The organism is Pseudoalteromonas sp. SR43-3 (assembly GCF_014163875.1).
Lineage (GTDB): Bacteria > Pseudomonadota > Gammaproteobacteria > Enterobacterales > Alteromonadaceae > Pseudoalteromonas > Pseudoalteromonas distincta.
The window spans coordinates 1-22,260 of record NZ_JACJEC010000006.1 but is presented as its reverse complement, the minus strand read 5'-3'; the positions used below and the strand labels follow the sequence as shown (position 1 = coordinate 22,260).

The window sequence follows — 22,260 nt, the reverse complement described above, 5'->3', positions numbered from 1 at the left end:
TTGCTTTTTTATTTGTTTTATTCGAATGTAATGTCAACGTAGTTAGTAACAAACGGTATTATATTAATATCACCTGTAGCATAGCTTTCTTTAGCGACACCTTCCGTTCTTACTTTCATATAGTAACTACCAGAAGGAACTACCTTGTCATAGTGGGTTGTTCTTGTTTCGAGCCAAATACGGTTGCTTTGGGCATCTATTAACCAGCCTTGAGGGCTAATCTCATACATATAAGCCTTACATTTTACTTCACCTACACGAGGATGCAGGCACTTATTTATAGCAACTCGAGTTTGTTTTTTTGGATTTTCAGCTGTACTAGCTAACGTTATTTGGCCATAATCTCTAGCTTCTTTTGTTGCTTTATACGCTAAAACTTTTGTTTGCGTCGTTGTATAAGCACTTTGATTTGAAGAGTTAATTGATTGGTTGCTAGAGCTAGATACACTATTTACAGCACCGTTAATACCATCTTTAACTGCGCGAGTTATATCATTACTTTTACAGCCACTCAGTACTATTAGTGCAGGAACAAGAAGAGCAAGTTTATTCATTTTTAATCCTTAACGTTATTGTTTTATCCTAGGCTTTATTTCTTTAAATAAAGCGTATTACATCATGGGATCATACATTACAATAACCGTATTCATCCCTGATAAAGGTAAATAATGACTAAAATATACACTTTTATCAAGCCTAAATAACTAATCTTTGGAGTTGATTTAAATATAAAGTTGGTTCATTATCGCACGCTGTTTACGGTTTGCTTACTTTTTACATACAAGTAGGCTTTTATACATTAATAAAATAAATAGAAATTATGTACGAATATTCAAACAAATCGGAAAGGAAACTCATTGTTCGATTCTTCTCTTCAATAGGGTTTATAGCAACGTTTTCGATGGCTAGCTTAGCATTTATTAATAGCAGTTATTTATTAGCGTGTACCCTGGTTGTTTCTTCGTTTGTTTATTTATTGGCATTTAGCATAAGTAGGGGAGTAGAGAAGTCAGGCACTATAATTTTATACAACCTTTATGCACTAATGTTTTACCTAGTTCTCACTGGGGGAGCACAAGGAACAGGACCTATATGGATATTCATAGTGTCTCCTGTTACTTATTCAATACGCGGACTTAAACGAGGTACATTTGATATAATTTTGTTTTTATTAGCGATTGTTTTAGGCTTTTACTGTGCTGATATATTCAACATATATGACTATAGTCCGGAACAGTTTCCTATAAGAATAATAATTGCCTTTATGATTGTCGCGTCGCTGAGTGGCTACTACGAGTGTTCAAGAGAAAAATACAGCAATAAAATAATTGCTTTGAGTCAAAAGAATGAATTTTTAGCAACTATAGATCCACTCACCAACCTGCCAAACCGTCGCTATACCATGAATAAGCTTGTGGCTTTTAAAAGTGAGCTGAAAGATAATCATACTCCTTTTGTAATTTTATTAGCTGATGTAGATAATTTTAAAAAAATTAATGATCAATTCGGCCATGATTTTGGCGATGAAGCACTTATTCAGTTAGCTAAAACCTTTGATAAAAGTATTCCAAAAAATGCGATTGCATCACGTTGGGGCGGAGAGGAGTTTTTAATTGTTATTCCAGATGCAACAGTTGAGCAGGGGGAGCAAGTTGCAGAAAAAATCCACCACGCCCTTAAAGCTTCAGTTGTGAGCTTATTTTCAGATAGTACCAATATTACGCTAAGTATTGGTGTTATCTCTGCAAGTGCCGAACGCTCAATTGATCTTGATATCAAGCGTGCTGATGAACTACTTTATAAAGCAAAAGCGCAAGGTAAAAACAGAACGTGTTCTTCTTAAAGGTTTATCTACTTTAATCCATTGAAAACGAATCAAGTGATGGCTTTATTTTAGCCTTTCTGCGCTTTACGCTCATGTAACACATTGCATTGCAGGCAATCTGCATTGTAATTAATAGCCAATAACTTATCCCTAAGTTACTTAGGTTATTTACTTTTTCGCTAGTAAAGTAATAGGCTACAGCGATTATCTGAAGAACTAAAAAGCTATTTAAAAACCTCAGTAAACGCTGTTTAAAGTAAATATGCTTATATTTACTAAAAATAATTAAACAGCTGCTTAGCGCTAATAAAAACCAACTTAAAATGATACAAAAATTAACTAAAGTACTGTGCATTATTTAATCCTTCAAAGCTCTATTAACCAATATTAGGCATGGGCCATTATTAGTTCTTTAGCATTCGCTTTAGCTGTTTTACTGATATTATCACCACCAAGTAAGCGAGCTATTTCATTAATACGACCATCTTTATTCAAAGGCAGCATATGAGTGAACGTTTCGCCTTGTGCTATTTCTTTAGCTACAAAAAATTGTTGGTGTGCGCTACTAGCAACTTGTGGTAAATGGGTAACACAAATCACTTGAGTAGACTTACCTAACTGGCGCAATAGTTTGCCTACGGCTGATGCTGTAGGGCCAGAAATACCTACATCAACTTCATCAAAAATAAGCGTTGGGGTTGTTACTTTTTGGGCAATAATTACCTGTATAGCAAGGCTAATTCGCGAAAGCTCACCACCTGAGGCTACTTTAGCTAACGGCTGAAGTGGCTGCCCCGGATTAGTTGATACTAAAAACGACACATTATCGTACCCTAAGCTATTAGGTGCGCGGCTACTCTCTTGAGTTAAAGCTATTTCAAATACACCGTTTTCCATCGATAAATTAGCCATGCTTTCACTTATTAGTGTGTTAAGTGTATTAGCATACTCATAGCGACTTTTACTTAGTTCATCGGCAGCTTGCTTATAACTAAGTAACGCGCTTTCTATTTCTGATTCTAGTTGCTCCAGACGATTACTATTATTACTTATTGACTCAAGCTCCTGAGCAATCGATTGATGAAACTCAACTAGCTGCTGTGGTTTTATGTGATGCTTACGCGCTAAATCCATCGCACCGCTTAGTCTATTTTCTACTTCACCTAAACGAGCAGGGTCTAAATCTGCTTGCTCAGTATAATTTCGAACTTCACGGCTTGCTTCTTCAACTTGTACTGCGGCTTCACTAAGGAGGGCTGCTACGCCTGCTAAGCTTTCGTCGTATTGAGCCAGCTCAGCGAATTGTTGGGCACTGTGCTGCAGCATTGAACAAGCATTTTGTTCATCACTTTCATATAAATATTGTAATTCACGTTGACACGATTCTAATATTGTTTGGCTGTTACTAAGTTTGTAATGCTCGGCCTCAATTAAATCAAACTCACCTTCTTGTAAGGCAAACTCATCGAGTTCTGCAACTTGGTATTCTAACAATTGTTTTTGCGCTGCTTGTTGCTGCTGTTGTTGCTCTAAATGTTTAAATTCTTTTTGTAAGTTAGCAAACTGTTTATAGTTGTTATTTACATCATTTACTAAGTGGTGATGCCCTGCATAGGCATCTAAAAGCTGTAACTGATGCTCAGCTTTTAATAAGTGTTGGTGGGCATGTTGTCCATGAATAGATATTAAATATTGACCAAGTTCTTTTAATTGTGATGCGGTAACGGCACTGCCATTAATATAGCTTTTACTGCGTCCATTTTTGCAAACAACACGACGCAATAAACATTCATTATCGTCATTGTTTAGCATATGTTGCTCTAAAAACGATTGAGCTAGCGGTAAATCTGTTAGGTCAAATTGAGCGCATACTTCTGCTTTATCAGAGCTTGGGCGCACTGCTGACGCTTCAGCGCGCTCACCTAAACATAATGATAGCGCATCAATAGCAATAGATTTACCAGCACCTGTCTCGCCAGTGATCGCGGTCATACCGCTGCGCCATTCTGTGCTTAAATTACTAACAATTGCAAAATTTTTAACTTCTAAACCAATTAACATACTGTTTATCCATCCAGTCAATTAACTGTTAATTTATACAGTGTTTTGGTTTTTTGCAAATTAATTTTTTATTATTTATGCAACGCTTACATCTTGAGTAAATTGTGTATCAGAAGTTTTTGGGGAGGTATCAATTTGATCATCAACAATATCAGTAGCTTGTATAATGTCTTCGGTTTTAAGTAGTCCGATAAGTGGAGGTAAAGTATTTAGGTAAAAACTCTTATTGTATAAAATTCCTTGCTGAGGTAACTCAGATACAAAGTACTGTATATTATCAATCAATGGCTGGATTATATTCGTTTGATTAGTTTTAATTAACTCGTTGGACAACGTATTAATTAGTAGGTCAGCGGTATCTTCAAGTTGTTGCAAATTCTCGTCTGTATGCGATTGCACAACAAAAAAATTATTTACAATAGCTTGAATACGAGGAGCGTATTTTGGGCGAATTATTTTAGCATCAAGAAGATCATTAAGTTTTACTCTAAGGCGTGAATTTACATGCGAAACACGTTCATTAAATAGCTTTTTTCTAGCTTCGATTGCTTTTTTGCGATTACTCTCAATTTTGAGGTAACTGTATAAAAGTGTAATTAATAGCAGTAAAGCAAAGAATACTACATAAGTCATTGCCGTTTGTTCCTGAAATGTTTAATTTTTAGTTGTTACTAATATTTTGCTCTATCGTTTAACTTTTGGCAATAAAATTAGTACAAACGACTACCCCAATTTAGTTTTGTACGTAAAACGTTGTAGTACGAGTAATTTTTTGGATGAATTAAACGCAATTGTTTATCCGCTTTTTTAATTACTACCTCATCGCCGGGTAATACGGCAAGCACGACATGGCTGTCGCAACTTACCTGTAGGCTATCTGTATTTTCTAGGCTTAGCTTTAAACGAACTTCATTATCGGCATCGACAACTAAAGGTCTGCTAGATAAGGTATGAGGAAACATAGGTACTAACGATATTGCATTTAGCTCTGGCGTTAAAATTGGCCCGCCACCTGAAAGTGAATATGCCGTAGAGCCAGTAGGGGTTGATACTATTAAACCGTCAGAGCGCTGAGAAAACACAAAGTCATTATTTATAAAAGCTTCAAACTCAATCATATGCGCTACTTTATCGGCATGAAGTACCGCTTCGTTAACGGCTGAGTTTGCACTCTTTAATTCGTTGTGGCGATATACTTCTACTTCTAATAAAAAGCGTTTTTCTTCAAGGTACTCACCACTGAGGACTTGCTCTAAGCTCGCTTCAAACCCTTCAGGGTTTAAATCAGTTAAAAAGCCAAGGTTACCTCTATTTACACCAATAACAGCAATGTTAAAGCGCGCAAGCACGCGTGCAGCACCAAGCATGTTACCGTCACCGCCTACAACAATAGCTAAATCGGCTTGTTCTCCTAAGTCGACTAACTTAACAAGTTTGTCATGCGGGATATCGTCTAATTGACTCCCTGTGCGTTTTTCTACTATTACCTCAAAACCAAGCGCAAGTAAAAATGTATGTAAGCGCTGAAGGGTAGCAGCGGCTCCCGGGTGATTAGGTTTGCCAATTAGGCCTATGGTATTAAAAGGAGAGTCCATAATGTACGCACAAAAAGATTTAATAATTGTAGAGTAACTCAAAACAGAAGTGTTTGAAAATACAGATTATAGCAATATTATAAACCTTCAATTTTATTCGCAGTCAGTTAACTGCACGACTTGAAAAACAACTAAACGCCCCGATATCTCTTTCATGCAACAAGATGTAGATACCATGAAACTAAACTCACGAGATCAGCAAATTTTTTCAGCTGTTATGAACATGTACTGTAATGGTGAAGGCTTGCCTGTTCCATCAACAAAAATTGCCAAGCTCAAAGGCATGGCAGTATGCTCGGCTACGGTTCGTAATGCTATGGCTCGCTTAGAAAAAGTGGGGCTATTGTATTCACCTCATACATCTGCAGGACGAGTGCCCACAAATGAAGGGTTTGATTATTGGTTTGACGAGTTTTTTCCACTCGCTGACATTGCTAATTATTGGCAACCAGAGCAATCACAACTCGTTGAACTAGCACATGGTTTGAGCCAAAAATACCAAATATGTTGTTGTGTTGGTTTACCACAAGTCAGCTCGCAGCAAGTGTTTAGAGTAGAGGTGCTTGATTTTGATTCTACCGACTGGCTTATTCTATTAATAGACAGGGCTGGGCAGAGCCACAACATTTGTATTGATAAACCTCATGATTCGTCAGATTCTGTTCGTTATCAGTTTGCAACATGGTTGAATACCGTATTTAGCCAACAAACTCTTATGGAGGGTCTGTATCGTATGCAGGCGATGGCAAATACAGCGCCTCGAAATTGTCATGATTCGCTTAATCAATGGACGCGACAGCTAAGTCAAAAATTAGGCTCAGATAATAGTATTGTAGTTGGCGAAAATTACCTCTATAAACAAATCGATTGTGAGCAAAGTTTAAATATTGGTGTTTCGTTTTTAAATTATGTAGAAGATAAACTCGCTTTTAAAAACGGTGTATCGGTACTTAATAGCGAAAAATTGCCTTTTACTGAGTGTGATGAATTGATCGTAATAAGCGTGCCGTACTTTCAAAATCAAGAATACCAAAGCCGCTTTTGTATAATTTGCCCTAAATCAGCGCAAATCGAAGAAATAATTCGAGAATTTAAATTAATTGAGGCATCTAACTCTTGAATCTTTTTATTCAATCCCCATAATTACCGCAGTTGTAAAGAATTGGAGCACGTATTTTATGTCTGAGCAGACACAAAACCCTGAGCAAGAAGTAGAATTAAACGAAGAAATTTCTAAAATGCAGGCTGATGTAGAAGCAGCAGTAGAAGCCGCTGATCAACATGCAGAAGAAGAGCAAAGCCCTGAAGCAGAAATAGCTATGCTATATGCAGAGCTTGAAGCTGCTAAACAAACTATTGCTGATCAAAAAGATGGTGTTGTTCGTGCTGCAGCAGACGTAGACAACATTCGTCGTCGTGCAGCACAAGATGTAGAAAAAGCGCATAAGTTTGCACTAGAAAAATTTGCTAACGAATTACTACCTGTAATTGATAATCTTGAGCGTGCTATTGAGTTTTCTGATAAAGAAAATGAGACTTTAAAGCCGTTGCTTGAAGGTATCGATATGACAGTTAAAAGCTTTAACGATGCTGTTGCAAAGTTTGGTGTTGAAATTGTAAACCCACAAGGTGAGCAGTTTAATCCAGATTTTCATCAAGCAATGTCAATTCAACCAAGTAACGATGTAACACCTAATACAGTACTTGCTGTTATGCAAAAAGGTTACACATTGAATGGTCGTTTATTACGCCCTGCAATGGTTATGGTTTCTAAAGCTGCTGATGCTTAATTGAATTATTAGTTTTAAAAAATGCCTCATATTGAGGCATTTTTTTTGTCTTTTTTATAGTGAATTAACTGTACGAGCATAGTAAGCAAAACAGCGCTGAACATTAAACTTGAAAACGGCACTGCGCTTTTTGCATGCATAATAGCGAGTAGTGGGCCAACTAATGCGCCACTGCCAAAACGAAGTGTGCCAATTACGGCCGTTGCCGTGCCTGTGTTTTTTTCAAACTTCATTAATATTAGCGAGTCAGCATTACTTGCAGTGACGCCTAAGCTCATCATTAATGGCGCAATAGCAGCCACAATATAATAAAGTGATAAATGCAATAAGCTAAATGTTAACAAAGCCAGCCCCGATACAAATCCAAATGTAAGCCCAATATAGAGCATTTTTCGAGAGCCCAGCCTTGGTACAATTCGCGTATTTAAAAAGTTACCAAACATCAGCGCCATTACGTTAAAGGCAAATAACACACCAAATAACTGTTCTGACACTTCATATAAATCTAAATAAATAAATGGTACTGAGGTCAAAAAGCAAAAAAATCCAAACGATACAAACATAGAACTGAGTATGTCGGCACGTGCATCTTTATTACTGAGTACTGTTTTATAGCTATCAAAAAATAGAGCGAGACCCTTTTTTTCGTTTTTGTGAATAGGAATATCAATTAGATACACTTGCACAAACGCCAATATTAAAAAGCTATACCCAGCAAGAACCAAAAATATGGTTGACCAAACAGAAAATCCTAAAATAAACGAGCCAACAGAGGGGGCAACTAACGGCGCTACCATCATAATCATCGACACATACGACATTCCCTTAGCTGTATTTTGCTGATAAATATGGCGAATAATACCCGGTACTACTACCGTTGCTGCCGCTCCCGTAAATGCTTGCACTGCTCGAAGAGTCCAAAAAGCATGGATTTCGGTGGTAAATGCCAGTGCAAGTGAGCTTGCACCAAATAAGGTTAAGCCGATACGTGCAAGCTTACGGCGGCCAATTTGATCGGCAATGGGGCCAAAAAATAGCATCCCTAATGAATAGCCTGCTAAGTAAATACTCAACGATATTTGTACATTGGGCATATTAGTGTGTAAATCGTTTGCAATTACCAGCATGGCAGGTAAGTACATATCTATCGCCAATGGCGTAATCGCCACTATACTGGCTAATAAAGGCAATAAAATACGGGTATTAAAAGACGAGGCTGAGGCGTCCATGTGTAAACTCAACAATCACTAAAAACAAGGGTTATAGTGTAACAGGGCATTGTATTTGGATAAACTTAGTTTGCCCGCTAAGTTTATCGTCATATTGCTTTTTTTTTAATATAACGGTACATAAAGCAAATATTTTAAATTGGTACTGTGTTTGCTATTCTACAAGCAATAAAAAATTCATTACTTAAGAGAATTATCATGAAAAAACTAGTACTTGCAGTATTAGCGACAGCCGTTTTAGCCGGTTGTAAAACGTCACCAACAGGACGTACTCAAATAGCGCTTTACTCAGATCAACAAATGAGTGAAATGGGTACTGCTAGCTTTGCCGAAATGAAAGCATCTCAGCCAATAAATAAAGACGCTAAAACAAATTCTTATGTAAATTGTATTGCTGAAAAAGTAGTGGCTGTATTACCAAAAGAATACGCGTCGCAAAATTGGGAAGTAGTGGTATTTGAAGATGAATCTGCTAACGCTTTTGCATTACCTGGGGGTTACATTGGGGTTCATACGGGCTTATTAAAAATAGCCACCAATCAAGACCAATTAGCAACAGTACTAGGGCACGAAGTAGGGCACGTAATTGCTGAGCATTCTAATGAGCGTGTTTCACAAAGCTCTATTTTAGATACCGGTATGCAGCTTGGTAGTGCTGCACTTGAAATGGGTAATATTCAATACCGTAACGAAATTATGCAAGGCTTAGGTTTGGGCGCACAATATGGAGTTGTTTTACCATTTAGCCGCTCTCACGAATCAGAAGCCGATACTATAGGTCTGGATTTAATGGCACAGGCGGGGTTTAATCCACAAGAGTCGGTTACACTTTGGGAAAATATGAGTGCAGCGGGCAGCGGTACAACCCCTGAGTTTTTATCTACTCACCCAGCGCCAAGTAACCGTATTAAAAATCTACAAGCGCAAATGAGTAAAGCACTTAGCGAGCAAAGCACTGCTAAAGCACAGGGTAAAAACCCACAATGCACACTGTAGTTAAGCGCTTTACTATCTGAAGTAGTGTACGTTTAGTATTAATGCGTAATTAAAATAAAACCCCTGTAAGTATTTTACCTACAGGGGTTTTATTTTAGTTTTTAAGCGTGGTTATTCAGCAGCAAGTGCTTGTTTAAATACATTTTTAAAGCGTTCGAAATCTTCAATGTGCGGCAGGTGCCCTAAATTATCCAGTTCAAATAATTGTGCGTCAGGGATAAGTGTTGCAGCGTGTTTGCCTAATTTATCATATCGACCAAGCTCGTAATCAACACCGTCTTTTTTCCAGTTACGGCCAGGGCCGGTTCTATCGCGTGTACCAATAATTAATTTAACCGGTACTGCTAAATCTTTAAATTCGGTTATTACAGGTTGAGTGAAAATCATATCGTATGTTTTTGCATTTACCCATGCCATTTGTTCTTTATCTGGGCCTTGTATTTGCCCTGTTATAAAGTCGGTTAGGGCTGAATATGTGGTATTCCACTTACCATCGTAGTAATTTTTTTGTTGGTATTTTCTTACGCCTTCTGGCGTTTTTGAAAATTCGTTTTTATAGAAAAAATTTGTATCTTTGTAATCAACATACTGCAGGTAGTTTTCAAGCCCAATAGGGTTAAGTAAAATTAATTTACTAGTTGTGTTTGGGTACATTAGTGCAAAACGACTCGCTAGCATCCCACCCATAGAGTGCCCTAATACAATTGACTCTTTTATATTAAGTGAGTCCATTAACGCATGAGTATGATGAGCAAGAGCCGCAAATGAATACTGGTAATTAGTTGGTTTAGATGATTTTCCAAAACCAATTTGATCAGGAATTAATACGCCGTAGCCTAAAGATTGCAGGTATTGCGCAGTGGTAGTCCAGTAATCTGCATTAAAATTTTTGCCGTGCATAAGCGTCACTGTAGGCATGTCGGATTTGGTAGGCTTTAAGTAAATATACGCCATTTTAAGGGACTGTTTTTGTGACTCAATGTTAAAGTAATTTACTTTAAAGTCGTACTGATAACTGCTTAAAAGTGCATCATAAGAAAGTGAAGAGGTATCTTGCGTTGTGCTCGCTAATGCATTGTTTGTTAATAACAATAAAGTAGAAAAGCAAATAACTTTAATCGACGACATTTGGTTACTCCAATTAAGGACAAATAATATGAGCTCTAATATATAAAACTCAGAATAATTCATTATAGTAACCAAACATTAAGTACTATTCAATTGAGGCTTTGTCATGCTCAACGTTGTTTAATTTGGAGATGAAAAAAGCGAAGCTAAAAGAGAGCTTCGCTTATTAATGTAGAGTAAAACGAGTATCGTTAAAGCTTAAAACGTCCACTCAATATGGATTTGTGGCACTGACTCAGTGACTTCAGTACCTAGTTTATTGTGCCAGTATTGTAATTCCATACCCAACAGTAGTGTGTTTTCTTTCATTTGAAGAGCGTGGCCCATATCCCATACTAAAATAGGCTGTGCGAGTATCCACGCCTCTACATCGTTACCAAATTCATCTTCACGTTCTGCAATGTATTCAGCGTGGCCTTTAAAGCTAAATTTTTGTGAGCCAATAGTGAAAGGGTATTCAAAGGCAACATCAAGCATCCAGCTATTTGTTTCAATAGGAGCACCGCCTTTTGCTACACCTTCACTATCGTCAATGTAAGCTGTGAATAGCGTTTGAAAAAAGTTAAACCCAGGTACATCCCAGCTTAATTTAACACCAGGCAAGTATTTCATTACTTTAGCGTCGCCAGCAACGTTAATACCACCGGTAAGGCCCACATCTAATAATGCGCCTGCGCCAATTTTTTCGCCGCTAATGGCCGATAAGCTTACCGTTGAATACCACTCACCATAAAAATCAGCATCTTGGTAACCATCATCGGTATCGTCTTTACTGTAATCGATAAAAAAGAAGTTATCGCCGTAATCGTAACCCGATGCATGTTGAACCGAGTAAACAGTGGTGTTTGACTCTTGCTCAGTGAATGGGTTTTTTTGGTCGCCATTATTAATATGTAGTGCTGTGCTGCTCCAATTAGCCGCAAAAGCAGAAGACGATAAAGCAATTGATGTAAAAGTAACGAGAGGAAGTAATTTTTTAAATTTCATATCTGTATTTAACTATAATTTTAGTGACACGCGAAGGCGCGCATTATAGCAAAAGTGATTGATATGTAGAGTATTATTTTAACATATGTTGCAGCTTACTTATTAAGCTGCAACATAGTGTCGGTGTTTAAACTATGCTTTATTACGGCGTAAGCAAATAACTGCAATGGCTGTAAATGCTAAAATAAAGCAGTAATAAGAAGACGTTGATACTTCCCACGGGCTAATTTTAAACGTAGCACCTAATAACAATGCTTGGGCACCGTATGGCAATGAACCCTGTGTAACACAGGCAAATATATCAAGTAAACTGGCAGAGCGTTTACCGCTTATTTCACCGTCATCTGCTAGCTTTTTAGCAATAGGACCCGCGACAATAATAGACACTGTGTTATTAGCAATACATACATTACTTGTTAAAACTAATGCGGCAATACCTAATTGGTCAGCCACTTTACGGTGCCATTTTGCAATGATTTTAGTAATTGCTTGAATTTTTTGAGCAATGTAATCAAGACCACCGTTAATACGAATAAATTCAGATAAGCCACCAATAAACATAGAAAGTAAAAATATTTCCTGCATATCAGTAAAGCCTTTGTAAATGTCTTTTACAAAGCTTGCGCCTTCGTAACTACCGGTAAAGCCCATTAATGCGGCAAAAATAATACCGCTAAACAACACTACAAATACGTTCAAGCCAGCAACTGCTAACACTAAAATAAAGGCATAAGGAAGTACTAACCAAATATCATAATCTTTAGTTTCAACTACTTGTGCAGCAGGTGTTAAATAAAACAACAGGGCGATTGTTAGAATGGCTGCAGGGACTGCAATTTTAAGATTTTCTTTAAACTTGTCTTTCATTTCACAGCCCTGCGTGCGCGTAGCTGCAATAGTGGTGTCTGAAATAATAGATAAGTTATCGCCAAACATAGCGCCAGATACAATCGTACCGGCCATTAATGCTGGATCTATACCCGTTTTAATTGATACCGCATAAGCGATAGGGCCAATGGCGCCAATCGTACCCATTGACGTTCCCATTGCAGTAGAAACAACGGCCGCAATTAAAAACAAACCAGGGAGCAATAACGAAGGTGGAATAAGCGATAAGCCTGCATTTACTACCGCATCTACACCACCGGTTGCACTTGCCACAGCAGAAAAAGCACCTGCAAGTAAGTAGATTAAACACATGGTAATAATATTGTTGTGTCCGGCACCTTTAATAAAGGTCTCTACACATTGGTTTACCGTGCCTTTATTTAAAATAAACGCAAGCATGATGGCGGGCAATATAGCAACAGGTGCAGGTAGTTGGTAAAAAGCATAATCAACCCCTTGCGATTGCAAATACAAACCTGAGCCTAAAAATAGCGCTACAAAGGTAAGTAGGGGAAGTAAAGAAAGTATTGCTTTGTTTTTATTAAATGATGGCTGCATCATAATCCTCATAACCAGTAAAATTTATCACAGCCAAAACTCCTCTTTTAGCTGAATTTAGCAGTACAACTTTTTATTTTAAAAAGTTGTTAGCCGCAGCGTCCGCAAGCCAAAGACCAAATCGACGCGAAAGAGAAGTTTAAATGTATAGATGGCTAAAGTAAACTGGTATTGTTATTATTATTAAATTAAAAGGTCACCTGACTATTGCATGACTTTTAGATAATATCTATAAAGCAACGCGATTTTCAGCGATTAATATTTATCCAACTGCATAAAAATACCCACCTGCGTATTTTGTAATGCCCGGATATATGGCTAATAAACGGATTCAAATTAAATTAGGTAAAAACCATGACTACAAATCGAATAGGTGTTTTTGGTGCTAACGGCAGAATGGGCTTAGCCCTATTAGAAGCCGCGACAATTAAAGATCAAACACAACTTACAGGCGCATATGTTCGTAGTGGTTCATCGCTATTGGGCATTAATGTAAATCAAGTAAATAGCGCAGCCGATAACAGTGTTAGCTTTAGCGACGAAAGTACAATAGATAATGTAGATGTTTTAATCGACTTTACGCTGCCAGCGGGTATGAAAAACCATTTAAAAACAGCTGTTGCGCAAAAAATTCCTATGGTAATTGGCACAACAGGTTTAACAAATGATGATATGGCGCTATTACACGATGCCGCTAAACATATCCCTATTGTATTTGCACGAAATTACAGCGTAGGTGTCAATGTATTACTTAACCTTGTGCAAACTGCAGCGACTAAATTTGGTGACGATTTAGATATCGAAATATTTGAAGCGCATCACCGTCATAAAATAGATGCACCATCGGGTACTGCACTGGCAATAGGTGAGTCAATCGCGCAAGCGAAAGGCTGGGATCACGACCAGGTTGCGGTATATGACCGAAGCCAAGTAGAAACAGCGAAATCTCAAAATGAGATTGGTTATTCTGTGCTAAGAGGGGGCGATATAGTAGGTGAACATACCGCATACTTCGCTACAATGGGTGAAAGGCTTGAATTAACACATAAAGCAAGTTCGAGAATGACGTTCGCTCTAGGTGCTATAAGGGCTGCAAGCTGGTTAAAAAACAAACCTGCTGGACTTTATGATATGCAAGATGTGCTAGATCTTAAGTAGTTTAGTTACTATTTTAACTGTTTGGGTCTAATTTTACCTACAGTGACTTATTTGTAACAATTAACCAAATAATGTTAGACCTAAATAGCAACTTCATGTAATATGCAGCCAATTTGCCAAAAATTACTAAATGCGTGTTTCCAATTATACCCAAGTGGCTAGTAAATCCAGGGTTTCAGTGGGAATGAAAATAGTTTTAGGCAAGAAAAATGATTGAAGGTTGAATGCTTTACATCTGCATCATTTAAGACTGCGTAAAACAATTTAAGCTCACAAAAATCTGGTTTTGACGATCCCTCTGGGTATTGGCGGGGTGTTAAGCAATTGCTTACTCCCGTTTTTTACTGTTAGGAGGTTTAACTTGACTAAATCCGCTCTGTTAGTCCTAGAAGACGGCACAGTGTTTCGCGGTACTGCAATCGGCGCTGACGGCATGTCAGTCGGTGAAGTGGTATTCAATACGTCTATGACTGGTTATCAAGAAATTTTGACTGATCCATCATACGCGGAACAAATCGTAACTTTGACGTACCCACATATCGGTAATACGGGTACCAACAGCGAAGACGAAGAAGCGAATCAAATTTGGGCTAAAGGCCTAGTGATCCGTGATTTGCCACTGCTAGCAAGTAACTTTCGTAACGAGCAATCGTTAGATGATTACTTAAAAGAACGTAATATTTTAGGTATTGCGGACATCGACACCAGAAAGCTAACTCGAATTTTGCGTGATAAAGGCGCACAAAACGGGTGTATTGTTGCCGGTGACGAGCTAGACGAAAATAAAGCGTTACAAGCCGCGCAAGCCTTCCCAGGCTTAAAAGGTATGGATTTAGCAAAAGTTGTCTCAACCAAGGAAAATTTTGAGTGGCGCGAATCAAGCTGGACATTAGGTGAAGGATTTAAAACCCTTGACGCTGCTGATGAAAAGTTTCATGTTGTTGCCTACGACTTCGGTGTAAAACGTAATATTTTACGTATGCTTGTAGACCGTGGTTGTAAACTTACAGTAGTACCAGCGCAAACTTCTGCCGCTGACGTACTTGCTTTAAACCCTGATGGTATCTTCTTATCTAATGGCCCTGGTGATCCTGAGCCATGTACTTACGCTATTGAAGCCATTCAAGCCTTTTTAGAAACCGACACACCTATTTTTGGTATCTGTTTAGGTCATCAGTTATTAGCCCTTGCCTCAGGTGCTAAAACAGAAAAAATGAAATTTGGCCACCACGGTGGTAACCACCCAGTTAAAGACCTAGACCGTAATGTAGTTATGATCACAGCTCAAAACCATGGTTTTGCAGCTCAAGAATCAAGCCTACCAAGTACGCTTCGTGCCACGCATAAATCGTTATTTGATGGAACGCTTCAAGGTATTCATCGTACTGATAAGCCTGCGTTTAGCTTCCAGGGTCACCCTGAAGCAAGTCCAGGTCCACACGATGCAGCACCATTATTTGACCACTTCATCGATTTGATGCAAGCGCGTAAACACTAATTTAACTGGAGTAATAATGCCAAAACGTACCGACATAAAAAGCATTCTTATCTTAGGCGCAGGCCCAATTGTAATTGGTCAAGCTTGTGAATTTGACTACTCTGGTGCTCAAGCGTGTAAAGCACTTAGAGAAGAAGGCTATAGAGTTATATTAGTTAACTCAAACCCTGCAACTATCATGACCGATCCTGAAATGGCCGATGCTACCTACATCGAACCAATTCACTGGGAAGTGGTAGAAAAAATTATTGAAAAAGAAAAGCCAGATGCAGTACTGCCTACAATGGGTGGTCAAACAGCATTAAACTGTGCACTTGATTTAGACAAGCACGGTGTGTTGGCTAAGCACGGCGTTGAGCTAATTGGCGCAACGGCGGATGCAATCGACAAAGCAGAAAACCGTGAACGCTTTGACGTAGCAATGAAAAACATTGGCCTTGAATGTCCTCGTGCTGAAATTGCTCACTCAATGGAAGAAGCTAAAGATACAATGAGCCGAATTGGCTTACCATGTATCATTCGTCCTTCTTTCACCATGGGTGGCACCGGTGGCGGTGTTGCTTACAACATGGAAGAGTTTGAAGAAATTTGTGAGCGCGGTTTAGACTTATCGCCAACAAACGAATTATTGATTGATGAATCACTGATTGGTTGGAAAGAGTACGAAACAGAAGTTGTACGTGATAAAAACGATAACTGTATTATTGTTTGTACCATTGAAAACTTTGACCCTATGGGTGTTCACACTGGCGATTCAATCACCGTTGCACCAGCGCAAACGCTAACCGACAGAGAATACCAAATTATGCGTAACGCCTCTATGGCGGTATTACGTGAAATTGGTGTAGAAACTGGCGGTTCTAACGTGCAGTTTGGTATTAATCCTGAAGATGGCCGTATGGTTATCATTGAGATGAACCCACGCGTATCACGTTCATCTGCACTTGCATCAAAAGCAACGGGTTTCCCAATTGCTAAAATTGCTGCAAAGCTAGCAGTAGGTTACACGCTTGACGAGCTTCAAAACGATATTACTGGCGGTAAAACTCCAGCGTCTTTTGAGCCTTCAATCGATTACGTTGTAACAAAAATTCCTCGCTTTAACTTTGAAAAATTTGCCGGTGCTAACGATCGCTTAACTACGCAAATGAAATCGGTTGGCGAAGTAATGGCGATTGGTCGTAACCAACAAGAATCATTACACAAAGCATTACGTGGTCTTGAAGTGGGTGCAACAGGTTTTAACCCAATAGTTGCACTTGATGACCCTAAAGCGAAAGAAAAAATCATCCGCGAATTACGCGAGCCAGGTGCTGAGCGTATCTGGTACATTGCCGATGCAATGCGCCATGGTATGAGCGTTGATGATGTTTATGAGCTGACTAAAGTTAATCGCTGGTTCTTAGTACAAATAGAAGATATTTTAAAAGACGAAGCAAAAATTGGTGAAGTAGGTATGGCTGGTTTAAATGCCGACTTCCTACGTAAACTTAAACGCAAAGGTTTCGCAGATCCACGTATAGCTGAAATTGCTGGTGTATCTGAAGCTGAAATTCGTAAAAAACGTCACCTATTAAACATCGTGCCAGTATACAAGCGTGTTGATACGTGCGCCGCAGAATTTAGCTCAGACACAGCTTACATGTACTCATCTTACGATGAAGAGTGTGAAGCAAACCCAACAGATAAAGACAAAATCATGGTTATTGGTGGCGGTCCTAACCGTATCGGCCAAGGTATTGAATTTGATTACTGTTGTGTACATGCCTCGCTTGCGCTTCGCGAAGACGGTTATGAAACCATTATGGTTAACTGTAACCCTGAAACGGTCTCTACCGATTACGATACATCTGATAGACTATACTTTGAGCCAATTACACTTGAAGACGTACTCGAAATCGTACGTGTTGAAAAGCCAAAAGGCGTTATCGTGCAGTACGGTGGTCAAACACCACTTAAATTAGCACGTGAGCTTGAAGCGAATGGTGTGCCAGTAATTGGTACTTCACCTGATGCGATTGACCGTGCAGAAGACCGCGAACGTTTCCAACAACTTGTTGAGCGTTTGAACTTACTTCAGCCAGAAAATGCAACAGTAACTTCAACTGAAGAAGCACTACTTAAATCAGTCGAAATTGGTTTTCCACTCGTTGTACGTCCTTCGTATGTACTAGGTGGTCGTGCAATGGAAATTGTATATGATGAAGACGATTTACGTCGCTACATGACCGAAGCTGTATCTGCATCAAACGAAGCACCTGTATTACTTGACCGTTTCTTAGATAACGCAATTGAAGTTGACGTTGACGCAATTTGCGACGGCGAGCAAGTAATTATTGGCGGTATCATGGAGCACATTGAGCAAGCCGGTGTTCACTCTGGTGACTCAGCATGTTCATTACCAGCACATTCTTTATCGCAAGAAGTGCAAGATGTAATGCGCAAGCAAGTAACAGATATGGCGCTTGAGCTTGGTGTTGTTGGCTTAATGAATACACAGTTTGCTGTAAAAGATGGCAAAGTGTACTTAATTGAAGTTAACCCGCGTGCCGCACGTACTGTACCGTTTGTATCAAAAGCAACCGGTGTAGCGCTTGCAAAAGTGGCGGCTCGTTGTATGGCGGGTCAGTCTTTGGCAAGCCAAGGTATTACTAAAGAAGTGATCCCTCCTTATTACAGCGTTAAAGAAGTTGTTTTACCATTTGCTAAGTTTCAGGGTGTGGATCCAATTCGTGGCCCTGAGATGCGCTCAACGGGTGAAGTGATGGGTGTTGGTGATACTTTCGCCGAAGCATTCGCAAAAGCACAATTAGGTGCAAGCAACACTTTACCACGCGGTGGTCGCGCGTTATTATCTGTTCGTAATAGCGATAAGCCACGCATTGTTGAATTAGCCAAGATTATGACCGACTTAGGTTTTGAACTTGACGCAACGGGTGGCACGGCACAAGCTCTTGAAGAAGCTGGCATTGAAGTACGACGTGTAAACAAAGTATATGAAGGCCGCCCGCATATTCTTGATTATATCAAGAATAAAGAGTACAGCTATATCGTTAATACCACCGAAGGTCGCCAAGCGATCGAAGATTCGAAGGTGTTACGTCGTGGTGCATTGCAAAATAAAACCAACTATACGACAACCTTGAACGCGGCTTTTGCTAACTGTACTGCTAACAAAGCAGATGACCGTAGTAAAGTAACGTCAGTTCAAGAGCTACACCTGCGATTGAACTAAGGAAATGTGCCAAGGCCAACTAGGGCCTTGGTGTTAAGTGAGAAAAGTATGCAATCAATTCCGATGACAGTTCGTGGCGCAGATTTACTGCGCAAAGAGCTTAACGAATTAAAAACAGTTACCCGTCCAAAAATTATCGCCGACATTGCTGTTGCGCGTGAACACGGTGACTTAAAAGAAAACGCTGAGTACCACGCTGCACGTGAGCAACAGGGTTTTTGTGAAGGTCGTATTCAAGAAATTGAAGCTAAACTTTCAAATGTTCAGATAATCGACGTAACTAAAATGCCAAATACGGGCAAAGTTATTTTTGGTACCACAGTAACTATAGTAAATGTAGATACGGATGCTGAAGTAAAATATCGTATTGTAGGCGATGATGAAGCAGATATTAAAAACAACTTAATTTCTGTTAATTCACCGATTGCACGTGGCTTAATTGGTAAACAAGTAGACGATGCAGTGTCTATCCAAACGCCAAAAGGTATCGTTGAGTACGAAATCATTGAAGTTGAGTATCTTTAACGCATAACTCACTTTAACGTTTTAAATAAAAACCGATGTATTTACATCGGTTTTTTTATGCCTTAAATAAATCACTATACTGATAAGGGTGTTCATATTGCATAAAGAGTGAGCATGATGATATAGGTACATAATCACTTCATTAAAAGGAACACTCAATGGCTAATATACTTTACCCAGCGCCTTTAAAAGTAGGCTCTAAAATTGCTATTTGCTCGCTTTCATCTGGGCTAAAAGAAAAGTATCACGGACGCTTAGATATTGTTATAAATGGACTAAAACAACGAGGGTATAATGTTGTTGAAGGCGAGTTTTTACGTCAAAACAAACCACGCGAACAGCTTAATGCTAAAGCGCATGCTAAGCAGCTAATGGGTTTTTTATTAGATGATGAAATAGATGCGATTATGCCGCCAATGGGTGGTGAGCTGGCAATGGAAATACTGCCACTACTTGATTTTAACGCCATTAAAGAAGCAAAGCCTAAGTGGTTAGTTGGTTTTTCTGATGTGAGTACTATTGCATGTGCACTCACTGCTAAGTGCCAATGGGCAACCCTTCACAGCGCCAATCTTATGCAATTACATCCAGATGAAAAAAATCCGTATAGCTTACAAATATTTGAAACTCTGACCTACGAAGCCGGTAGTAAATTTGAGCAAGGTCCTTCTTCTTTATACCAAAAAAATAAGCCTAATTACGCGCAAAACCCGAACGAATTACTCAGCCCGAGTGAGCCCACAAACTGGCAATGTTTAAACTACACAGATAAACGTACCATAGAAATGTCTGGCCGGTTATTTGGTGGGTGTTTAGATACCGTAGGTTTATTGCTCGACTCGCCATTTTTAGCGCTGCATGAGTTTAAAAAGGACAGTGCGCCCGAAGGGCTTATTTTATACCTCGAAAACTCAGAACTTACACCAACAACCGTTGCACGATTTTTACTGTCATTAAAATTAGCCGGAATATTTGATGATATCAATGGATTGGTTTTAGGGAGAAGTGAAATAACACAAGGTCATTACGATGCCTTTGATTATCGCCATGCATTAGATGTAGCGCTAGGTGGGTGTTTATTTCCTGTAATTTTTGATGCCGATATAGGGCACGTTCAACCTAACTTAAATTTGGTCAATGGTGCTACCTGTACGTTAGTTGCTGATATAAACGAAGGTATAGTAGATCGCGCATCGTTAAATATTCAACTTTCGTAGTTTTTATTGTATTTAGTTTTGAAAAACAAATAAATACAAGCGTATAATATGCCTACAGTAAGTGCTAATACTTACTGTAAATTCTCAGGGCGGGGTGAAATTCCCCACCTGCGGTATGTTTAATGTTTTTTATGACTTAAACGAGCCCGCGAGCGCTTTATTTAACTTATTTTAGGTTAAGTAAAGGTCAAGCAGATCTGGTGAGATGCCAGAGCCGACGGTTACAGTCCGGATGAAAGAGAATATGGCTTATTATACTAAAACCAATTTTATTAAAGACATGATCCTTGTATCGCGTTAAGTGAGCTATTTTTCTTTGCGCTATAATTAGTCACTAATTTAATGTTATTGGTATAACAGTGTGCGCTGCTTTTTGCTGCGTGCTTTTTGTTATTTTATTTAAGCTATTTTGGTAGTGATCACTTTAAATTTAAGTGATGTATTACCGATCCTTTCACAGTCCTGAATCTATTATTTTTATTTGGAATATAATGATGATTCAGTCTCTACTTACTCAATTCGGCGAAAGCCATACCCGCGTACAAAGCGCAATCACTGCACTACAGCAAGGCCAAGGCGTACTTGTTGTTGATGATGAAAACCGTGAAAATGAAGGCGACTTTGTTTTTTCAGCTGAGCATTTAACGACTTCTCAAATGGCCGAAATGATCCGCGAAGGCAGCGGTATTGTTTGTTTATGCATGGGGGATGAGCGCATTAAACAGCTCGACTTACCGCAAATGGTAGCTAACAATACGAGTCAAAATAACACCGCTTATACAGTCACTATTGAAGCTAAGCATGGCGTAACAACAGGTGTGTCTGCTGCTGATAGAGTAACTACTATAAAAGCAGCGACAGCGGATAATGCAAAACCAAGTGATTTATCGCGCCCAGGGCATGTATTTGGTTTAAAGGCACAAACGGGTGGCGTATTAGTGCGTCGCGGTCATACCGAAGCATCCGTTGATTTAATGCAACTTGCCGGCTTAAAACCATTTGGCGTAATTTGCGAACTAACAAATCCTGATGGTTCAATGGCGCGCTTACCTGAGGTGAGTGATTATGCTAATAAACATAATATGACCGTGGTTTCTATTGAAGATTTAGTGCAATACATTCAGGCTGCACAGCGCAAAGTTGGCTAAATGACTTTGTGCTAGGGTCTGTTGAACTTTCAAGGTTAAATTTGCAGCAGTCTGTTTGGTATTTAGGCAAGGCAGAGCCTATGTAGTGTGGTTATTCCCCATAAATGGGCGATAACGTAGCATTAATGCCAAACAGGCGCTGCCCAAAGGGTTCTTCCTAGGGTCTGTTGATCTTTCAAGGTTAAATTTGCAGCAGTCTGTTTGGTATTTAGGCAAGGCAGAGCCTATGTAGTGTGGTTATTCCCCATAAATGGGCGATAACGTAGCATTAATGCTAAACAGGCGCTGCCCAAAGGGCTGACGAATCCCCAAAACGTGACAGGCACAGCAATTTATGATCTTATGTAAATCACCACAACCCACATAAGTCACAACTGCTATGCCTGAGACATCAGTTTGCCATAAGTACTTTAAACATGCAT

20 protein-coding genes and 1 riboswitch are annotated in these 22,260 nt (G+C 39.1%); of the genes, 10 read left to right on the top strand and 10 right to left on the bottom strand.

The window, feature by feature from the left end:
• Positions 1–17 precede the first annotated feature (17 nt).
• A complete protein-coding gene (locus tag H5088_RS09455) occupies positions 18–554 on the bottom strand; it encodes a hypothetical protein (RefSeq protein ID WP_039487450.1) in 537 nt (178 codons plus the stop codon).
• Between the two features lie 266 nt (positions 555–820).
• Here H5088_RS09455 and H5088_RS09450 point away from each other — a divergent pair, with 266 nt between their 5' ends.
• Positions 821–1,843 carry a GGDEF domain-containing protein gene (locus tag H5088_RS09450; RefSeq protein WP_404936291.1) on the top strand — a complete coding sequence of 341 codons (1,023 nt, stop codon included), beginning with the start codon at positions 821–823 and terminating at the stop codon, positions 1,841–1,843.
• Positions 1,844–1,856: 13 nt separating this feature from the next.
• On the opposite strand, the gene H5088_RS09445 is transcribed toward H5088_RS09450, so the two are convergent.
• The 4 genes from H5088_RS09445 to nadK form a co-directional block, all read right to left on the bottom strand.
• Complete coding sequence (locus H5088_RS09445; RefSeq protein WP_182752746.1) at positions 1,857–2,180, bottom strand: hypothetical protein; 324 nt, start codon at positions 2,178–2,180, stop codon at positions 1,857–1,859.
• A gap of 32 nt (positions 2,181–2,212) precedes the next feature.
• Complete coding sequence (recN, locus tag H5088_RS09440; protein ID WP_039487455.1) at positions 2,213–3,886, bottom strand: DNA repair protein RecN; 1,674 nt, start codon at positions 3,884–3,886, stop codon at positions 2,213–2,215.
• Between the two features lie 75 nt (positions 3,887–3,961).
• The gene (locus H5088_RS09435) at positions 3,962–4,519 is read right to left on the bottom strand and encodes a hypothetical protein (protein WP_182752745.1); all 558 of its coding nucleotides are present in this window, start codon (positions 4,517–4,519) and stop codon (positions 3,962–3,964) included.
• 77 nt (positions 4,520–4,596) lie between these two features.
• Positions 4,597–5,481 (bottom strand): NAD(+) kinase, encoded by an 885-nt coding sequence (gene nadK / locus H5088_RS09430; protein ID WP_004335384.1) that lies wholly within the window; start codon positions 5,479–5,481, stop codon positions 4,597–4,599.
• A gap of 154 nt (positions 5,482–5,635) precedes the next feature.
• On the opposite strand from nadK, the gene H5088_RS09425 reads away from it, so the two are divergent.
• Entirely contained in the window at positions 5,636–6,601 is a 966-nt protein-coding gene (locus tag H5088_RS09425; protein WP_024604215.1) for an HrcA family transcriptional regulator, read from the top strand.
• A gap of 58 nt (positions 6,602–6,659) precedes the next feature.
• Positions 6,660–7,271 (top strand): nucleotide exchange factor GrpE, encoded by a 612-nt coding sequence (gene grpE / locus H5088_RS09420; protein WP_024597391.1) that lies wholly within the window; start codon positions 6,660–6,662, stop codon positions 7,269–7,271.
• Between the two features lie 26 nt (positions 7,272–7,297).
• Here grpE and H5088_RS09415 read toward each other — a convergent pair whose 3' ends face one another.
• Positions 7,298–8,500 carry a Bcr/CflA family efflux MFS transporter gene (locus H5088_RS09415; RefSeq protein WP_182197406.1) on the bottom strand — a complete coding sequence of 401 codons (1,203 nt, stop codon included), beginning with the start codon at positions 8,498–8,500 and terminating at the stop codon, positions 7,298–7,300.
• 198 nt (positions 8,501–8,698) lie between these two features.
• Between H5088_RS09415 and H5088_RS09410 the strand changes: the two genes are divergently transcribed.
• Positions 8,699–9,496, top strand: coding sequence for a M48 family metallopeptidase (locus tag H5088_RS09410; protein WP_039487466.1), 798 nt, complete (start codon positions 8,699–8,701; stop codon positions 9,494–9,496).
• Positions 9,497–9,607: 111 nt separating this feature from the next.
• Here H5088_RS09410 and H5088_RS09405 read toward each other — a convergent pair whose 3' ends face one another.
• The 3 genes from H5088_RS09405 to H5088_RS09395 form a co-directional block, all read right to left on the bottom strand.
• Positions 9,608–10,624: an alpha/beta fold hydrolase gene (locus tag H5088_RS09405; protein ID WP_024597205.1), complete on the bottom strand. Its 1,017-nt coding sequence runs from the start codon at positions 10,622–10,624 to the stop codon at positions 9,608–9,610.
• A gap of 198 nt (positions 10,625–10,822) precedes the next feature.
• Positions 10,823–11,611, bottom strand: coding sequence for a nucleoside-binding outer membrane protein (locus H5088_RS09400; RefSeq protein ID WP_024597204.1), 789 nt, complete (start codon positions 11,609–11,611; stop codon positions 10,823–10,825).
• A 132-nt stretch (positions 11,612–11,743) separates the two neighbouring features.
• Positions 11,744–13,057 (bottom strand): Na+/H+ antiporter NhaC family protein, encoded by a 1,314-nt coding sequence (locus H5088_RS09395; RefSeq protein WP_004335396.1) that lies wholly within the window; start codon positions 13,055–13,057, stop codon positions 11,744–11,746.
• Between the two features lie 354 nt (positions 13,058–13,411).
• On the opposite strand from H5088_RS09395, the gene dapB reads away from it, so the two are divergent.
• The 6 genes from dapB (at position 13,412) to ribB (ending at position 21,838) form a co-directional block, all read left to right on the top strand.
• Positions 13,412–14,215 carry a 4-hydroxy-tetrahydrodipicolinate reductase gene (gene dapB, locus H5088_RS09390; protein ID WP_182752744.1) on the top strand — a complete coding sequence of 268 codons (804 nt, stop codon included), beginning with the start codon at positions 13,412–13,414 and terminating at the stop codon, positions 14,213–14,215.
• A gap of 361 nt (positions 14,216–14,576) precedes the next feature.
• The gene (carA, locus tag H5088_RS09385) at positions 14,577–15,713 is read left to right on the top strand and encodes a glutamine-hydrolyzing carbamoyl-phosphate synthase small subunit (RefSeq protein WP_004335400.1); all 1,137 of its coding nucleotides are present in this window, start codon (positions 14,577–14,579) and stop codon (positions 15,711–15,713) included.
• A gap of 16 nt (positions 15,714–15,729) precedes the next feature.
• The gene (gene carB / locus H5088_RS09380; RefSeq protein WP_182752743.1) at positions 15,730–18,948 is read left to right on the top strand and encodes a carbamoyl-phosphate synthase large subunit; all 3,219 of its coding nucleotides are present in this window, start codon (positions 15,730–15,732) and stop codon (positions 18,946–18,948) included.
• A gap of 48 nt (positions 18,949–18,996) precedes the next feature.
• Positions 18,997–19,473: a transcription elongation factor GreA gene (greA, locus tag H5088_RS09375; RefSeq protein WP_004335404.1), complete on the top strand. Its 477-nt coding sequence runs from the start codon at positions 18,997–18,999 to the stop codon at positions 19,471–19,473.
• Between the two features lie 158 nt (positions 19,474–19,631).
• Positions 19,632–20,690, top strand: a complete 1,059-nt coding sequence (locus H5088_RS09370) for a S66 peptidase family protein (RefSeq protein ID WP_182752742.1) — start codon at positions 19,632–19,634, stop codon at positions 20,688–20,690.
• 76 nt (positions 20,691–20,766) lie between these two features.
• Positions 20,767–20,938, top strand: a riboswitch (FMN riboswitch).
• 246 nt (positions 20,939–21,184) lie between these two features.
• Positions 21,185–21,838, top strand: coding sequence for a 3,4-dihydroxy-2-butanone-4-phosphate synthase (gene ribB / locus H5088_RS09365; protein WP_182752810.1), 654 nt, complete (start codon positions 21,185–21,187; stop codon positions 21,836–21,838).
• A gap of 237 nt (positions 21,839–22,075) precedes the next feature.
• Here ribB and H5088_RS20195 read toward each other — a convergent pair.
• On the bottom strand, positions 22,076–22,260 hold a 185-nt coding region (locus H5088_RS20195), incomplete at its 5' end, for a hypothetical protein (protein WP_220488860.1).

Bases quoted from the DNA above. Each gene is read 5' to 3' on its own strand.
- H5088_RS09370 (WP_182752742.1), top strand. From the start codon at position 19,632: ATGGCTAATATACTTTACCCAGCGCCTTTAAAAGTAGGCTCTAAAATT.
- recN (WP_039487455.1), bottom strand. From the start codon at position 3,886: ATGTTAATTGGTTTAGAAGTTAAAAATTTTGCAATTGTTAGTAATTTA.
- dapB (WP_182752744.1), top strand. From the start codon at position 13,412: ATGACTACAAATCGAATAGGTGTTTTTGGTGCTAACGGCAGAATGGGC.
- H5088_RS09405 (WP_024597205.1), bottom strand. From the start codon at position 10,624: ATGTCGTCGATTAAAGTTATTTGCTTTTCTACTTTATTGTTATTAACA.
- H5088_RS09450 (WP_404936291.1), top strand. From the start codon at position 821: ATGTACGAATATTCAAACAAATCGGAAAGGAAACTCATTGTTCGATTC.
- grpE (WP_024597391.1), top strand. From the start codon at position 6,660: ATGTCTGAGCAGACACAAAACCCTGAGCAAGAAGTAGAATTAAACGAA.
- H5088_RS09410 (WP_039487466.1), top strand. From the start codon at position 8,699: ATGAAAAAACTAGTACTTGCAGTATTAGCGACAGCCGTTTTAGCCGGT.
- greA (WP_004335404.1), top strand. From the start codon at position 18,997: ATGCAATCAATTCCGATGACAGTTCGTGGCGCAGATTTACTGCGCAAA.
- ribB (WP_182752810.1), top strand. From the start codon at position 21,185: ATGATTCAGTCTCTACTTACTCAATTCGGCGAAAGCCATACCCGCGTA.
- carB (WP_182752743.1), top strand. From the start codon at position 15,730: ATGCCAAAACGTACCGACATAAAAAGCATTCTTATCTTAGGCGCAGGC.
- H5088_RS09425 (WP_024604215.1), top strand. From the start codon at position 5,636: ATGCAACAAGATGTAGATACCATGAAACTAAACTCACGAGATCAGCAA.
- H5088_RS09395 (WP_004335396.1), bottom strand. From the start codon at position 13,057: ATGCAGCCATCATTTAATAAAAACAAAGCAATACTTTCTTTACTTCCC.
- H5088_RS09415 (WP_182197406.1), bottom strand. From the start codon at position 8,500: ATGGACGCCTCAGCCTCGTCTTTTAATACCCGTATTTTATTGCCTTTA.
- H5088_RS09455 (WP_039487450.1), bottom strand. From the start codon at position 554: ATGAATAAACTTGCTCTTCTTGTTCCTGCACTAATAGTACTGAGTGGC.
- H5088_RS09400 (WP_024597204.1), bottom strand. From the start codon at position 11,611: ATGAAATTTAAAAAATTACTTCCTCTCGTTACTTTTACATCAATTGCT.
- H5088_RS09445 (WP_182752746.1), bottom strand. From the start codon at position 2,180: ATGCACAGTACTTTAGTTAATTTTTGTATCATTTTAAGTTGGTTTTTA.
- H5088_RS09435 (WP_182752745.1), bottom strand. From the start codon at position 4,519: ATGACTTATGTAGTATTCTTTGCTTTACTGCTATTAATTACACTTTTA.
- nadK (WP_004335384.1), bottom strand. From the start codon at position 5,481: ATGGACTCTCCTTTTAATACCATAGGCCTAATTGGCAAACCTAATCAC.